Origin of the sequence: Caballeronia sp. GAWG1-1 (assembly GCF_023631465.1) — a bacterium.
GTDB lineage: Bacteria > Pseudomonadota > Gammaproteobacteria > Burkholderiales > Burkholderiaceae > Caballeronia.
Map to the genome: position 1 here is coordinate 42321 of NZ_JALQDB010000023.1, position 15447 is coordinate 57767.

Annotated in this window: 12 protein-coding genes and 1 riboswitch; of the genes, 6 read left to right on the plus strand and 6 right to left on the minus strand. The window is 63.2% G+C overall.

All coding sequences use genetic code 11. The annotated features are described in order from the left end of the window. The first annotated feature begins 293 nt into the window (after positions 1–293). The 6 genes from flgA to flhA all read left to right on the plus strand — a co-directional run bounded on the left by flgA (position 294) and on the right by flhA (position 6930). Positions 294–1781 carry a flagellar basal body P-ring formation chaperone FlgA gene (gene flgA, locus NCT03_RS13615; protein ID WP_250492804.1) on the plus strand — a complete coding sequence of 496 codons (1488 nt, stop codon included), beginning with the start codon at positions 294–296 and terminating at the stop codon, positions 1779–1781. A 303-nt stretch (positions 1782–2084) separates the two neighbouring features. Then, on the plus strand, positions 2085–2408 hold the full coding sequence (gene flgM, locus NCT03_RS13620; protein ID WP_250492805.1) for a flagellar biosynthesis anti-sigma factor FlgM: 324 nt from the start codon (positions 2085–2087) through the stop codon (positions 2406–2408). A gap of 109 nt (positions 2409–2517) precedes the next feature. Then, on the plus strand, positions 2518–2952 hold the full coding sequence (locus NCT03_RS13625; RefSeq protein WP_244826563.1) for a flagella synthesis protein FlgN: 435 nt from the start codon (positions 2518–2520) through the stop codon (positions 2950–2952). A 132-nt stretch (positions 2953–3084) separates the two neighbouring features. After that, positions 3085–3237, plus strand: coding sequence for a hypothetical protein (locus tag NCT03_RS13630; protein WP_250492807.1), 153 nt, complete (start codon positions 3085–3087; stop codon positions 3235–3237). Between the two features lie 391 nt (positions 3238–3628). Further along, complete coding sequence (gene flhB, locus NCT03_RS13635) at positions 3629–4837, plus strand: flagellar biosynthesis protein FlhB (protein ID WP_244826564.1); 1209 nt, start codon at positions 3629–3631, stop codon at positions 4835–4837. Beyond that, positions 4834–6930 carry a flagellar biosynthesis protein FlhA gene (gene flhA / locus NCT03_RS13640; protein WP_244826565.1) on the plus strand — a complete coding sequence of 699 codons (2097 nt, stop codon included), beginning with the start codon at positions 4834–4836 and terminating at the stop codon, positions 6928–6930. The genes flhB and flhA overlap by 4 nt, the downstream gene beginning before the upstream one ends. On the opposite strand, the gene NCT03_RS13645 is transcribed toward flhA, so the two are convergent. The 6 genes from NCT03_RS13645 to gcvT all read right to left on the minus strand — a co-directional run bounded on the left by NCT03_RS13645 (position 6911) and on the right by gcvT (position 15196). Further along, complete coding sequence (locus NCT03_RS13645) at positions 6911–7807, minus strand: DUF7946 domain-containing protein (RefSeq protein WP_250492809.1); 897 nt, start codon at positions 7805–7807, stop codon at positions 6911–6913. The genes flhA and NCT03_RS13645 overlap by 20 nt on opposite strands. Positions 7808–7989: 182 nt before the next feature. Beyond that, positions 7990–9378: an L-serine ammonia-lyase gene (locus NCT03_RS13650; RefSeq protein ID WP_250466053.1), complete on the minus strand. Its 1389-nt coding sequence runs from the start codon at positions 9376–9378 to the stop codon at positions 7990–7992. Between the two features lie 33 nt (positions 9379–9411). Next, positions 9412–10458, minus strand: coding sequence for an alginate lyase family protein (locus tag NCT03_RS13655; RefSeq protein ID WP_250492886.1), 1047 nt, complete (start codon positions 10456–10458; stop codon positions 9412–9414). Positions 10459–10630: 172 nt separating this feature from the next. Then, positions 10631–13561 (minus strand): aminomethyl-transferring glycine dehydrogenase, encoded by a 2931-nt coding sequence (gcvP, locus tag NCT03_RS13660; RefSeq protein WP_250492811.1) that lies wholly within the window; start codon positions 13559–13561, stop codon positions 10631–10633. Positions 13562–13618: 57 nt separating this feature from the next. Next, a complete protein-coding gene (gene gcvH / locus NCT03_RS13665; protein ID WP_250466057.1) occupies positions 13619–13999 on the minus strand; it encodes a glycine cleavage system protein GcvH in 381 nt (126 codons plus the stop codon). Between the two features lie 75 nt (positions 14000–14074). Further along, entirely contained in the window at positions 14075–15196 is a 1122-nt protein-coding gene (gene gcvT / locus NCT03_RS13670; RefSeq protein WP_250492813.1) for a glycine cleavage system aminomethyltransferase GcvT, read from the minus strand. Positions 15197–15321: 125 nt separating this feature from the next. Next, a riboswitch (glycine riboswitch) is annotated at positions 15322–15439 on the minus strand. Between the last annotated feature and the right edge of the window lie 8 nt (positions 15440–15447).

A 15447-nucleotide genomic window follows, 5' to 3' on the forward strand; every position in this document is an offset into this window, starting at 1 on the left:
AAAGGAATGGTTTGGGAGTCGAAGCGGCTGTGATGTTCGTGGGACTTCGGGTGGATGGGCTCGGCCACCGTGGCATTGCGGCGGGGTTTGTCCAGCGATGTGCAGTTGCCGTCTTGTCCGCGCCCCGGCCCTGGGCAAGACGAGTCAGTCGAATGGGAGTGCCGCCGTGGAAATCGCGGCGTGTCGTTAGCGGTTTGCAGTCGCCGTCCTGTCCGCGCCCCCGCAAAGGGCGGGACGGCTCAATCGAATCAGAACGCCGTCGCGGCATTCGCGGCGCGCGAGGGAGAGAAGTAATGAGCAGGTCCGCCAGTCATTCGTCGAAGGCTCTTGCCCGCGTCGCCGCGATGGAGCGCCGCGTGCAAAAGGCGTCGTCGCTTGCGCGACGCTCGGCGGCTGGCGTGGCCCTCCTGTTCGTCGGGGCCGCTGGTTTTGGCTTTACGGCGAACGCTTACGCGCAGCAGGACGATGGTCCCATCGTCATTCCGGGCAATGCGGAGACGAATCCGGCAGCCGCGGCGGAAATGGCGAAGGGTCTCAAGACCGCGAAAGCCGCGCCCGCGACCACGCCCGCACCAGTGGCCGCCGTTTCTCAGGCACCAATTTCATCCGCGATGATGTCGCGCCCGAGCGGCTACGGCGACGCCAGCAAAGCCGCCGATGCCGCCATGCGCCACGCCGCGCTCGCGCTCGAAGCACGCGCCGAAGCCGCCGACGACGCCATGGACGACGCAAGCGGCATGATCGTCATTCCCGGTCCGGGCGAAGCGAAGGCGCAAACGGGCGTTGGAACGGCGCGCGCGGCGGCCTCTGCTAATCAGAATGTAGTAAGCGGCGCGATGAGCGCGCCCGTTTCCAAGGTTGCCGATGCTCCGGGCGCCGCTCAAACCGCAGCTCAACCCGATACCGCCGCGAACGCGAACCCGCGCAGAGTCGCCTCCGTCACGCCGTCGCGCGATGTGATTCCCGTGGTCGTCACCCGCGACGACGCCATTCCCGCCCGCAACGGCGCCGTGCGTCCGATCGCGGCAGGCACGACGGCGCCCGTTTCCAGCGCGGCATCGCCGATGAAGCGCGTCAGTTTCAATCCGTCCGCCACGGCGGGAGCCGCCGCAGCGCCCGCCGCGACGACGCTGCCACAGGCGAACGCCACCGGCGCCACCGTCCAGGACGGCGAGAGCATTCGCGCGGCTGCCGTGGCTTTTCTTCAGCAACAAACCGCCGGACTGCCGGGCAAGGTCGAGATCACCGTGACGCCTGCGTTCCCGCGAGGTCTCGCGCCGTGTTCGTCGATCGATCCGTTCATGCCGACCGGCGCACGGCTCTGGGGCCGTATGACAGTAGGCGTGCGCTGCGTCGGCGAGCGCCCGTGGACGCTCTATCTGCAAGCGCGCGTGGCGATCAACGCGACTTACTACACGGCGGCGCGCGCGATCGCACCCGGCGAGATGCTCGGTCAGGGCGATGTGGTCGCCCACGAAGGCGATATCACCGCGATGCCGCAGGCCACGGTCACCGATCCCGCGCAAGCCGTGGGCGCAATCGCGCTGTCGCGCGTGCCGGCGGGGTTGCCGCTGCGCACCGACATGCTGCGCGCCGCCAGCTCGGTTGCGGTCGGCCAGACGGTGCACGTCGTCACGGATGGCTCCGGATTCTCGATTTCCGCCGAAGGCAGCGTGATGAACAACGCCGCGCCCGGCCAGCAAGTCCGCGTGAAGACGGCCAACGGACAGATCATTACCGGCATCGTGAAGGACAGTCAGACCGTCGAGATACGGATGTGAGACGGCTTGAGGCAGATATCTGCGAATCAGGTCGTGAAAGACAGTAAGACCGTCGAGATGCGTGACCGAAGGTGGCTCTTTTCGGCGCTCCATCGTCCGAACGAATCGGTCTGAACGAGCCGCAAGAGCCCTTATGTGGGCCAGATAACAGTTTGTTTCACTTTGTTGCAATTGCTCTGAAGCCTGCCCCGTAAGGCTTTGCGGGCGACGAGCGAGTCGATGCCCCGTATGGGTCCCCCGGTTGGGTAAAGTTTCCAAACACCCCCGCCGATAAAGGACTCAACAAGTACGGGAATAGACATCGTGAAAATCGAATCGAACAGCAACATCGCACTGGCTGGAATTCAAGACGCTACGCAACGTGCATCGCAAAACGACGCCAAGAGCGCTTCTAGCGTGGCGCAAGCCGGCACGACCGCCGCGCAGAACTCGAAAGTGAGTCTGTCATCGCTGTCGTCGGGTCTGCGCGCGTCGAACAGCGCCGACGTCGATACGGCGAAAGTCGATTCGATCAAGGCTGCACTGCGCGACGGCAGCTACAAGATTGACGCCGCCAAGATCGCCGACGGCATGCTGAGTTCCGCGCGCGACATGCTGCAAACCAGAACCGCGCCCGCTGGCGCCTGAGTTCTTTCTCCGCCGCGCCCGCTTTCGCTTCGAAAGCAGACGCGCAACGGAACCGGAATTCGACGGCGGCAGGCGCATTGTGAAACCCGCGTTTTTTTAGCGAGCTGCAATGAGAGACGCCCTGCTGTCCACCGTTACCGAAGAAGTCGCCGCCGTTCTGGCGTTCGAAGCCCTCCTCGCCCACGAGGAAAAGGCGCTGATCGCCGCGCAGCCGCTCGAAGCGCTGCCGGAAATCATCGAGAACAAGACCGAGTTGACCGAGCGCATCGCCGCGCTCGAGAAAGATCGCGACGCGCATTTGCACGCGCTCGACCTGCCGGGCGGTTTCGCCGGCATGGAAGTCGCCGCTCAGGGCGATGCGCGCATCGCCGAGCAATGGGCGTTGTTGTGCGCCGCCGCTCGCCGTGCGCGTCAAGGCAACAACAACAACGGCGTGTTGATCCGCACGCGCATGGAATACAACCGCAAGGCGCTCGCCGCGTTGCAGGTTGCGCCGTCGAAGGCGGGCTTTTACGGGCCGGATGGGCGGTTGCCGGGAGCTTGAGGATTTGTTGGAGGGTTGCATTTGCCGGGTGCGCTTTCGGGCCGGCGCGGCTTGCTCCGCTGGCACTCGGTAAACGACAGCCGTTCTCCAACGCTTTCTCGGGCTTCTTGTCTCGATCGGGGCGCACGTCGCTTGGCGCTCTGGCTGGCGGCCGAGGCTGGTTATCTGTCGGCGGGTTGGTTTTTCGACGCGGTCGCGCCTGATTCGATCGCCGGCTTGCTGACGCCTCTGGCTCTTGCGAAGCCCGCTGATTTGCAGTCGTTCGAAGCTCCGCGCAGCCTCTAGCCGGGCGGGCGCGGTGAACGATCCGCGCTTTCGAACCGTCGGCACGTGATTCCGGCGAGTGTGCCGATGGTCGCAGCGGCAAGCGTTGACGCTCCCTTTCACCGATAAGCCTCGCACTTCCCGGAGCGTCGGAGCTTCCTTCAGTCCGCTGGCGTCCGACTTTCGGCGAATGCCAACGCTTACATGCAGTCGGCGCGGCACATCGCCGGATCAACGCTTCCACCGCGCGGCGCGTCCGTTCCAACGCCTCTCATCACCCGAATAAACCCCCTTTCCCCGGCCTTATCCGCCGATGGTGGCTCGACGTCCTCCGCAATAATCGCTTTCATCAAGAAGCGGCTTCGCGCCGCGTGCATGGCGATTAACGCAGTCGAACCGGAGTCGAAGCGCGGTGGCAGAAGAAAGCGATCTCGAAAAAACCGAATCAGCCACTCCCAGGCGCCTCGAAAAGGCGCGGGAGGAAGGCCAGGTTGCGCGCTCGCGGGAACTCGCATCGTTCGCGCTCCTCGCGGCGGGATTTTTCGGGGTATGGGGTTTGTCGGGTCCGATCTACGGTCATCTGCAAGGCATTCTGCGCGGCGCGTTCACCTTCAATCACGAGAACGTGCTCGATACCCATCAGATGATGATCGGCGCTGCCAACGCCAGCAAGGAAGGCATGCTCGCCATGCTGCCGGTGCTCGCGCTCACCGCCGCCGCCGCGCTCGCCGCACCCATGGCGCTCGGCGGCTGGCTCATCACCACGAAGCCGCTTGCCCCGAACTTCGGCCGGCTCAATCCGATCAGCGGCCTCGGCAAGATGTTCTCGTCGAACGGTCCGATCCAGCTCGGCATGTCGATGCTGAAAACCGTGGTCGTCGGCGGCATGGCGGGCTCGGCCATGTGGAGCCGCAAGGCCGAAGTGCTCGGTCTCTTGACCAAGCCGCTCGACCTCGCGCTCGCCGACGCCATGCATCTGCTGTTCGTGTGCTGCGGCATGGCCATCGGCGGCCTTTTTCTCGTCGCCGCCGTCGATGTGCCGTATCAGCTTTATTCGCACGCGAAGAAGCTGCGCATGAGCAAGGAAGAAGTGAAGCGCGAACACAAGGAAAGCGAAGGCGACCCGCACGTGAAGGGCCGCATCCGTGCGCAACAACGCGCCGCCGCCCGCCGCCGCATGATGCAGGCAATTCCGACCGCCGATGTCATCGTCACCAACCCGACGCACTTCGCCGTCGCGCTGAAGTACGCCGATGGCGAAATGCGCGCGCCGAAGGTCGTCGCCAAGGGTGTGGATCTGGTGGCCGCGCGTATCCGCGAATTGGGCCGCGAGCATAACGTGCCGCTGCTCGAAGCGCCGCCGCTTGCGCGTGCGCTCTATCACAACGTGGAAATCAACCGCGAGATTCCAGGCGCGCTGTACGGCGCTGTCGCGCAGGTGCTGGCGTGGGTTTATCAGCTGCGCCGGTATCGCGAAGACGGCGGCGCCAAGCCGGACGATCCGTCCGATCTCGAAGTACCGAAAGAACTCGACAAGGGCAGCGTCTCCGACGCCGATGCCGAACAAGAAGCCGCCGACGTACTCGGCGCCGATGACACCTCGAATGGAGCCGCAGCATGAACGCGCGCGCTGGATTTTTCGCCAAACGGCCCGACGCGCTCGGCACGCAGAATTTGCGCGCGCTCGCCGGTCCGATCCTGATCTGCATGATCCTCGGCATGATGATCTTGCCGTTGCCGGCGTTCCTGCTGGATTTGCTGTTCACCTTCAACATCGCGCTCTCGGTGATGGTGCTGCTCGTCAGCATGTACACACAGAAGCCGCTCGACTTCGCGGCCTTCCCCGCCGTGCTGCTGTTCTCGACGCTGCTGCGCCTGTCGCTGAACGTGGCGTCCACGCGGATCGTGCTGCTCGAAGGTCATACCGGCCCGGACGCTGCCGGTCAGGTGATCGAATCGTTCGGCCACTTTCTCGTTGGTGGCAATTTCGCCGTGGGTATCGTCGTCTTCGTGATTCTGATGATCATCAACTTCATGGTGATCACGAAGGGCGCGGGACGTATCGCGGAAGTCGGCGCGCGCTTCACTCTCGACGCGATGCCCGGCAAGCAAATGGCTATCGACGCCGACCTGAACGCCGGCCTCATCAACGAAGAAACCGCGAAGAAGCGCCGCACGGCGGTGGCGCAAGAAGCCGAGTTCTACGGTTCGATGGACGGTGCGAGCAAGTTCGTGCGCGGCGACGCGATCGCGGGCTTGCTGATCATGGTGATCAACATCGTGGGCGGGCTGATCGTCGGCATGCTTCAGCACGACATGGACTTCGGCCACGCGGCGACGAACTACACGCTCCTGACCATCGGCGATGGCCTCGTCGCGCAGATTCCTTCGCTCATCATTTCGACGGCGGCGGGCGTGATCGTGTCGCGCGTCGCGACCGAGGAAGACATCGGTACGCAGTTGACCGGCCAGTTGTTCCAGAACCCGCGCGTGTTGATGATCACGGGCGTGATCATCGGCGTGATGGGGTTGATTCCGGGCATGCCGCACTTTGCGTTCATGCTGCTCGGTGGCGGCTTGATCTACGCCGCGCGTTCGATGAACAAGCGCGCCGAAGCGAAGAAGAAAGCCGGCAACGTTACGGACATCACGCCGGTCGCGGCCGCGCCGGTGGAGAATGCCGAAGCGAGCTGGGATGATGTCGCGCTGATCGATCCGCTCGGCCTCGAAGTGGGCTACCGGCTGATTCCGCTCGTCGATCGCAATACGGATGGAGAATTGCTCAAGCGTATCAAGGGCATTCGCAAGAAGTTCGCGCAGGAAATCGGGTTTTTGCCGCCTGTCATTCATATTCGCGACAACCTGGAATTGCGGCCGAACGGCTATCGCATTGCGCTGAAGGGCGTGGAAGTGGGCGTTGGCGAAGTGTTTCCGGGACAGTGGCTCGCGATCAATCCGGGGCAGGTGTCGGTGACTTTGCCGGGCCCGCAGACGCAGGACCCGGCGTTCGGCTTGCCGGCAGTGTGGATCGACACGAATATGCGCGAACAGGCGCAGGTTTATGGCTACACGGTCGTCGATGCCAGCACGGTGGTCGCGACGCATTTGAATCATCTCGTCGTGACGCACGCGGCGGAATTGCTTGGGCGTCAGGAAGTGCAGGCGTTGCTGGATCGTATTGGCAAGGACACGCCGTCGCTCACCGAGGATCTCGTGCCGAAGACCATTTCGCTCACGCTGTTGCAGAAGGTGCTGCAGAATCTGCTCGACGAAAGCGTGCCGATTCGCGACATGCGCACCATTCTCGACGCGGTGCAGGAGCACGCGCCGCGACTTGCCGATCCCTACGAGCTTACGGCTGCGGTGCGCCTTGCGCTCGGCCGCGCGATTTCGCAGCAGTGGTTTCCGGGCACCGACGACCTTCAGGTGATGGGCCTCGATCCGATGCTGGAGCGTGTGTTGTCGCAGGCGCTTTCGACGGGCGCGAACCCTGGACTGGAGCCGGGGCTTGCGCAGACGCTGATGAACTCGACGCAGAACGCGATGCTGCGTCAGCAGAACCTGGGCTTGCCGCCGGTGCTGCTCGTGCAGCATTCGCTACGCGCGATGCTTGCGCGGTTCCTGCGCCGGAGTCTGCCGCAGTTGAAGGTGCTTTCTTATGCGGAAGTGCCGGATACGCGGAATGTGAAAGTGGTTAATTTGATTGGGGCTTGAGGTGCGGGCCGGCCGCGCTTCGGCTTTGCTCCGCTGTGTCGGAGATATACAGTTTGCTAGGATTGCCGTCCGCGTCGAGGTCTGCCTTGGCGAGAAAGCGCAGCGAGATTGCGCAGGCCATCGCCTCGACATAGGGATTGTTGGGGCGGTTGAAGATGGGGTCGGTGACGATGGCCGGAATGCGTGACGGCTCGCCTTCGAGCGTCACCTTGCACGCGCCGGTCGCCATGTCGAACTCGGAGATGAGGCCGTCGTACGTGGCCAGATGATCCGAGAGAACGGCTTCGGCATCGGCGAATGCCTGCTTGTGCCCAGAGTCGAGCGTGACGAAGGCGCAATCGCCGGCATACAAGTCGATGCGGTTGCAGCTTCGGCCAATAGGACTTAATGCCTGTCGTGCGGCGGGGCGGAGAGATTCGGCGAGTTTCTCGATCGTTACCATCATCTTCTCGATGGTCATTGCGAAGCGCTGACTTTCGAGCTGATTGTTGTGCAATGCCTGTTGCAACGTATCTTTCAGGAATTCCATCAGGTCTTCGTCTCCGTTCCGAGCTTTGCGTGACAACACGTACTGAACGACCGCAGCTAGCAGCGCGCCGAACGCGCCGGACCACAAGTCCTTGCTCGTCGCCAAGGTTTTGATCATCGCTAGGACCTCGAAGCAATTATGTTCCGCTACGGGAACCGCCATGACTCTGACTTCCAGCGAGTCGAGATGCCGGGCGATCTTACCTGTTCTGAGGACGTTTGCGCAGATAGCGAAGATGCGAGCGAAGCCTTGAATCGACTGGCCTAGCTGATGGAGTTCGATCTCGTGTTGCTCGGCTTCGTTGCCTTCATATCGAACGGTGATGAAAACGGTGCTGTCTGTACTCATGAAACGCCATTCCGTTGCTTGACCCAATGAGACGAAAGCGCGGAGCCGCTACTCCGGTCTGCGCGACAGTCGATACATGGTCATGCTAAGCACGGAGAATGGCGTTGAGAAGCTGCCGGATGGACGACTGGTGGGAGAACGTGTTTCATGATTCGCGATGAAAGCGGTGAAGGCGAAACGCCTCAACACTCCACGATATTCACCGCCAACCCACCCCGCGAAGTCTCCTTATACTTCGTCTTCATATCCGCCCCTGTCTCGCGCATGGTTTTAATGACCGAATCCAGCGAAACATAATGCGATCCATCGCCGCGCATCGCCATGCGCGCCGCGTTGACGGCCTTCACCGATCCCATCGCGTTACGTTCGATGCACGGAATCTGCACCATGCCGCCCACCGGGTCGCACGTGAGCCCAAGGTTGTGCTCCATGCCGATTTCCGCCGCGTTCTCCACCTGCGCGGGCGTGCCGCCCATCACCGCCGCAAGTCCCCCGGCGGCCATCGAGCACGCAACGCCCACTTCGCCCTGACATCCCACTTCCGCGCCCGAAATCGACGCATTCATCTTGTAGAGGATGCCAATGGCCGCCGCCGTCAGCAGAAAATCGATCACGCCCTGCGCATTCGATCCCGGCAAAAACCGATCGTAGTAATGCAGCACCGCCGGAATGATGCCCGCCGCGCCGTTCGTCGGCGCTGTCACCACGCGGCCGCCAACCGCGTTCTCTTCATTCACGGCGATGGCGTAGAGGTTGATCCAGTCCATCATCGATAGCGGATCGCGCAGCGCCTGCTCGGGTTTGCCGGCGAGCGCGCGATACAACACCGGCGCACGCCGCTTCACCTGGAACGGACCCGGCAGATGCCCATCCGCATCCGGATTGCCGATGCCGCAGCCGCGCGCGACGCAATCCTGCATCACGTCCCAGATTCGCAACAAGCCCGCGCGAATCTCGTCCTCGCTGCGCCACACGCGCTCGTTTTCCCACATCAGTTGCGCGATGGACTTGCCCGAATCGGCGCACATCTTCATCAACTCATCGCCCGTCTTGAAGGCGTAGGGCAAGTGTTCGATGGCCGTGAGCACCGCCGTGTTCGCCGCGCCCGCCGTCACCACGAAGCCGCCGCCCACCGACAGATACGTCGCCTCGCGCAACGGCTCGCCGCTCGCATCGAATGCGTGCAGCTTCATGCCGTTCGGATGCTCCGGCAACGCCTGCCGATAGAACGCAATGTTCTCCTTCAGCGTGAACGGAATCTTGTGCGTGCCGAGCAGCGCGAGCGTCCTGGACGTGCGTACGGTTTCGAGGCGCGGCGCGATGGTGCCCGCATCGACCGTGTCGGGGGCATCGCCCATCAAGCCGAGCATGACGCCGCGGTCCGTGCCGTGGCCTTTACCCGTCGCACCGAGCGATCCGTACAGCTCGCATTTCACCGATGCCACCGCGTCCAGCAGCCCATCGCGTTCGAGCCCTTGCGCGAACATCAGCGCGGCGCGCATCGGGCCCACGGTATGTGAGCTCGAAGGTCCGATGCCGATCTTGAAGAGGTCGAATACGCTGACTGCCATGAATGCTCCTTGCTTGAGCTGCTTGAGACGGGATCATCGCGCCGGCAACGGCAGACACACCGCGAGCCACGCAGGCGGCGTCGGCGCGAGCCGCAACGCCACCGGCGCATAACGGCCGTCGAGACGCGCCGCGAGATGAAAGAGTTCCGCCGAGTTTTTCGGGTCCCACTGACCCGAGAATCCCGGCAATCCGGCCTCGCGACGCTTGGCATCGAAAGACACGGTCGAATGCACGAATTCGTCATGCGTGCGGGTGCCGAGCGCATACGGGGTAAGCCAGTTAAGCGCTTGCGCGAGCGTTGCGCCCGACTGCGCGCGCTCCGGCAGCCAGTTGCGGTTATGCCGTCGCGCGGCCAGCGCCGCCGTCACGAGCGGCTGAAGATCGTAGGTGACGTAGCGCAAGGCATCGCGTTCGGCGAAATCGACGGTCGACCCATCCGGCGCGATGTTGTCGCCGATATGCTCGACGAACAGCCGCTGCGCCGCGTTGATGAGCTTGCGGTCGTCGATGGTGAATGCGCCCATCGCCACCAGCTTCACGCGATGACTCTGCCAGTTGTTCCGATACGTGCCCGTGAGCGGGCGCTTCTGCTTGTCCATGTCGGCGACGTAGCCCGTCACCATCTTCGTGATGAACGCGTTCGCCGTGTTGCGCGTCTTCACCGGCAACGCGCTCGCGGTCAGATCGTAGGCGAGGATCAGCGACTCGAAGTTGGTCTCGTCGATCGGATTGAAACTCGGCTGATACGTTGTCGTCCACGCGAACAGAAAGCGGTCGACGAGACGCAGATAACGCTCGTCGCCGGTCGCGCGCCAGGCGAGCGCGGCATCGCGCATCAAGCCGAGATCCTTTTCGGCTTCGATGCTCTCGTCGCGTATGCCTTCGTGCGGCAGCGTGCCTTCGGTATGCAGTTTCGCGAGCGGCTGCGGCTGGTCGTTGACGTGCGATTGCACCATCTGCACGAGCGCCTTCACGCCGGGATCGGCATTGGTGCGCTCGCTCGTCTGCATGGCGGGCGCGGCGCAGAAATTCATCGCCGCATGCGCGGACGGCGCGGCGCAAGCCAACGCCCACAGCATGAATCGCGCGGCATGGAAGCGCTTCGTCTCGTTCACCTCTCGCACCCTTGTCGCCATATGAACTCCCTGTTTTGGCTTTTGGTCCGGGGTGAGATGTTAGCCCTTCTGACTCGCGCTGCAAAACCGCCCGACAATGCTTGACGTTTCCGGGCGGTTCCGCGGTTTTGATCGATTACTCGTCCGTGTACTCCGAGATCGGCACGCACGAGCACATCAGATTGCGGTCGCCATACGCGTTATCCGCGCGGCCAACCGGCGACCAATACTTGCGCGTCACGAGCGACTTCAGCGGATACGCCGCCGCTTCACGCGTGTACTTGTGGTCCCACGCATCCGACGTAACGACCGCCGCCGTGTGCGGCGCGTTCTTCAGCACGTTGTCTTCGCGATCCGCGCTGCCTTCTTCCACCGCGCGAATCTCGTTGCGAATGGCGATCATCGCGTCGATGAAGCGATCCAGCTCTTCCTTCGACTCCGATTCGGTCGGTTCCACCATCAGCGTGCCGGGCACCGGAAAGCTCATCGTCGGCGCGTGGAAGCCGTAGTCGATCAGACGCTTGGCCACGTCTTCCACCGAGATGCCGCTCGATTCCTTGATCGGCCGGACATCGAGAATGCATTCGTGCGCGACGAGCCCGCCCGGCCCGCTATACAGCACCGGATAATGCGGCGCGAGGCGCTTCGCGACGTAGTTGGCCGCGAGAATCGCGCTTGCCGTCGCGGCGGTGAGACCTTCCGCGCCCATCATCGCGATATACATCCACGAGATCGGCAAGATCGCGGCCGAGCCGTAGGGCGCCGACGATACCGCGCCGATGCCCGCGTCATCGCGCTTGTAACCGGTCGAAGCCTGATTCGGCAGAAACTTGGCCAGATGCGCGCCAACCGCGACCGGACCCACGCCCGGTCCGCCGCCGCCGTGCGGAATGCAGAACGTCTTGTGCAAGTTCAGATGCGAGACATCGCCGCCGAACTGGCCGGGCGCGGTGAGGCCGACCATCGCATTCATGTTCGCGCCGTCGACATACACCTGGCCGCCGTGCGCGTGCACGATCTCGCAGATTTCGCGGACGTTGCGCTCGAACACGCCATGCGTCGACGGATACGTGATCATGATCGCCGCGAGATTCGCCGAATGCTTTTCGGCCTTCGCCTTCAGGTCTTCGATATCGACGTTGCCGTTCGTATCGCATGCAACGACGACGACCTGCATGCCCGCCATCTGCGCCGAAGCCGGATTCGTGCCGTGCGCGGACGCCGGAATCAGACACACATTGCGATGCCCTTCGCCGCGCGACTCGTGATACGCGTGAATGATGAGCAAGCCGGCGTATTCGCCCTGCGAACCGGCGTTCGGCTGCAACGACACCGCCGCATAGCCGGTGCACGCGACGAGCATCTGTTCGAGCTGATCGATCATCGTGCGATAGCCGACCGTCTGTTCCGCCGGCGCGAATGGATGAATCTGCGCGAACTCGGGCCACGTGACCGGCAGCATTTCGGAGGTCGCGTTGAGCTTCATCGTGCAGGAGCCGAGCGGGATCATCGTGCGGTCGAGCGCGAGGTCCTTGTCCGCGAGACTGCGCAGATAGCGCAGCATTTCGTGCTCGGAATGATGGCGATTGAAAACCGGATGCGTGAGGTATTCGCTCGTGCGCTTGAGATCTGCGGGCAATGGATCGGCAAGCGATGCATCGAGCGCGTCGATATCGAACGTCTCGTTCTTGCCCGCGACTTCGGCGAACAGCGCGAAGAGCTTCGTGAGATCGTCGCGCGTCGTGGTTTCATCGAGCGACACACCGACGCGATTCGCGCTCACATGACGCAGATTCACATGCGCGGCGTAAGCGGCTTGATGCAGCGCGTTGGTGCTCGCGCCGCTTTCGATGGTCACGGTATCGAAGAACGTGTCGTTGGTGAGCGCGTAGCCGAGCTTTCGCACGCCCGCCGCGAACACCGACGCGACGCGATTCACGCGCAGCGCAATGGTCTTGAGACCCTGCGGGCCGTGATAGACCGCGTACATGCTCGCCATGATCGCGAGCAGCGCCTGCGCCGTGCAGACATTCGACGTCGCCTTCTCGCGACGGATATGCTGTTCGCGCGTTTGCAGCGCGAGACGCAGCGCGGAATTGCCTTGCGCGTCGATAGTCACGCCGACGAGACGGCCCGGCATCTGACGCTTGAATTCGTCGCGCACGGCCATGTACGCCGCGTGCGGACCGCCGAAGCCGACCGGCACGCCGAAACGCTGCGTATTGCCGATAGCCACGTCCGCGCCCCATTCGCCCGGCGGCGTGATGAGCGTGAGCGCCAGCAAGTCGGCTGCGGCGATCACGTAACCGCCCGCCGCATGCACCGCTTCGGCGAGCGCGCGGTAGTCGCGAACGTCGCCATTCGCGCCGGGATATTGCAGCAGCACGCCGAAGGCGTTCGCGCTCGCGGCATCCGCAGCCGGTCCCACCTGCACGTCGATGCCCGCCGGCTTAGCGCGCGTCTTTACCACTTCGATGGTCTGCGGCAGCACGTCGTCGGCCACATAGAACACGTTCGATTTCGGCTTGCCGACGCGTTGCAGAAGCGTCATGGCTTCGGCGGCGGCAGTGGCTTCGTCGAGCAGCGACGCGTTCGAGATGGCGAGACCCGTGAGATCCATCACCATCTGCTGAAAGTTCAGAAGCGCTTCCAGACGCCCTTGCGAAATCTCGGGCTGATACGGCGTATAAGCCGTGTACCACGCCGGATTTTCCAGCACGTTGCGCAGGATCACGCCCGGCGTGTGCGTGCCGTAATAACCCTGGCCGATATACGTGCGAAACACGAGATTCTCGTTCGCCAGCTTGCGCAGCGACGCGAGCGCTTCCGCTTCGCTTTTCGGCTGCGTGAACGCGCCGAGCGGCAGCGTTTCCTGACGGCGGATCGATTCCGGAATCACCGCGTCGATGAACGCCGCGCGCGATGCGAACCCGAGCGCGTCGAGCATGGCGCGCTGGTCGGCATCGTCGGGACCGATGTGCCGTGCCGCGAATGCGTCATGGCATTCGAGCGCGGCGAGGGACAGGGAGGTGCGGTTCATCAGGTGATCCGGATGTTCGAGCTTCATGTGAATTCCTGCAAAGCGGCCGGTTGGAAACGCAACCGCTTTCGTCATTGAGATGAGTTATTCGCCGATCGACTTGCCGTAGCCTTCGGCGTCGAGCAGCTTGTCGAGACTGGCGTCGGCGGCCGGCTTGATCTTGAAGAGCCAGCTTTCGTACGGTGCGCCATTCACCGAATCCGGCGACGAAGTCAACGCGTCGTTCGCGGCGACGACTTCGCCCGACACCGGCGCGTAAATATCGGATGCCGCTTTCACGGATTCGATCACCGCGATGGCGTCGCCCGCCGCGACTGCCTTGCCCGCTGCGGGCAGCTCGACGAACACGATGTCGCCCAGCGCTTCCTGCGCGTGATCGGTAATGCCGATGGTCAGTGTGCCGTCGGATTCGGTGCGGACCCATTCATGCGATTCGGTATATTTCAGATCGGCCGGGATGCTCATTGGATGCTCCTTGCGTAATTCGTTCGTGGGATTCGTGATCGGATGGCGCGCGCCACGTTCGTCCGCTGTCGGGCCTCAAAGGCTCACGAGCGTCTTGCCGTTGCGCACGAACGGAAGTTTTACCACGCGCGCGGCAACTTGCTTGTCGCGGATGAGCACTTGCACCGTATCGCCGATCGCCACTTGCGTCGGGACGCGAGCGAACGCAATCGACTCCTGCATCGACGGCGAAAACGTGCCGCTCGTGATCTCGCCTTCGCCGTGCGCCGTGACGACCTTCTGATGCGCGCGCAGCACGCCAGCCGCACGCCCGTTCTCCTTGATGAGCACGAGCCCGACGAAGTTCGACTGCGAGCCGTTCGCTTCGAGCGCGGCGCGGCCGACGAAATCGCGCGGGGTTTTCAGGTCGACGGTCCAGGCGAGGCCGGCGTCGAGCGGCGACACGGTTTCATCCATGTCCTGACCGTAGAGATTCATGCCGGCTTCGAGACGCAAGGTGTCGCGTGCGCCGAGGCCTGCGGGCTTCACGCCGGCTTCACGGAGCGCGTTCCACAGCGCTTCCACGTGCGTGGCGGAAACCACGATCTCGAAGCCGTCCTCGCCGGTGTAGCCGGTGCGCGCGAGCATCAGTTCGCCGAAGGGCGTGGTTGCGAACTTCGCCGCATTGAAGGGTTTGAGCGATTCGGTTTCGGCGCGCGTCTGCGGCAGCACTTGCCAAACCTTTTCGCGTGCATTCGGACCTTGCACCGCGATGATGCCGAAATCGCCGCGCGGGCGGATCGACAGATCGAAACCACCTTCCGCGTTCAGTTGCTGGAACCACGCGATGTCTTTATCCGCCGTGCTCGCGTTCACGACCACGCGGAAACTCGTTTCGGAGAAGTAGTAGACGATCAGATCGTCGATGACGCCGCCGTCGGTCTTGAGCAGGCACGAATACAGTGCGCGGCCGGGCGTCGTCAGCTTGTCGACGTTATTGGCGATGGCGTGCAGGAAGAAGGGGCGAACGGCGTCGCCTTCGAAATCGACGACGCGCATGTGCGATACGTCGAACATGCCTGCGTCGGTTCGGACGGCGTGATGTTCGTCGATTTGCGAACCGTAGTTGACGGGCATGTCCCAGCCGCCGAAATCGACCATGCGCGCGTTGAGCGAAAGGTGGGCGGCATGCAAGGGCGTGTGTTGAAGAGCGGTCATCGGGGCCTCGGTTCGCGAAACAAAAAAGGCCACGCAGCGCGCAGAAATCTGCCTTCGCCGCGGACTATGCCTTTGCTCGCTGACTTTCAGCAGCGCAAAGCGCATACCGGCTGGCGGTTGCGATGCGTGACCCCTCTGTCCTCGGTACCTGAGAGATTGCGCGGATCAAAAAATCCGTCGCGCGCCCCTTCGGTGGGCTGCTGACATCGTTCGATGCCGCTGCCGCTCTCCAGAGTGCGAAAAAATTGCCC

Coding starts and splice junctions, on each gene's coding strand:
- NCT03_RS13645 (WP_250492809.1), bottom strand. CDS start 7,807: ATGAGTACAGACAGCACCGTTTTCATCACCGTTCGATATGAAGGCAAC.
- gcvP (WP_250492811.1), bottom strand. CDS start 13,561: ATGAAGCTCGAACATCCGGATCACCTGATGAACCGCACCTCCCTGTCC.
- NCT03_RS13625 (WP_244826563.1), top strand. CDS start 2,518: ATGAGAGACGCCCTGCTGTCCACCGTTACCGAAGAAGTCGCCGCCGTT.
- flhA (WP_244826565.1), top strand. CDS start 4,834: ATGAACGCGCGCGCTGGATTTTTCGCCAAACGGCCCGACGCGCTCGGC.
- gcvT (WP_250492813.1), bottom strand. CDS start 15,196: ATGACCGCTCTTCAACACACGCCCTTGCATGCCGCCCACCTTTCGCTC.
- NCT03_RS13650 (WP_250466053.1), bottom strand. CDS start 9,378: ATGGCAGTCAGCGTATTCGACCTCTTCAAGATCGGCATCGGACCTTCG.
- gcvH (WP_250466057.1), bottom strand. CDS start 13,999: ATGAGCATCCCGGCCGATCTGAAATATACCGAATCGCATGAATGGGTC.
- NCT03_RS13655 (WP_250492886.1), bottom strand. CDS start 10,458: ATGCTGTGGGCGTTGGCTTGCGCCGCGCCGTCCGCGCATGCGGCGATG.
- flgA (WP_250492804.1), top strand. CDS start 294: ATGAGCAGGTCCGCCAGTCATTCGTCGAAGGCTCTTGCCCGCGTCGCC.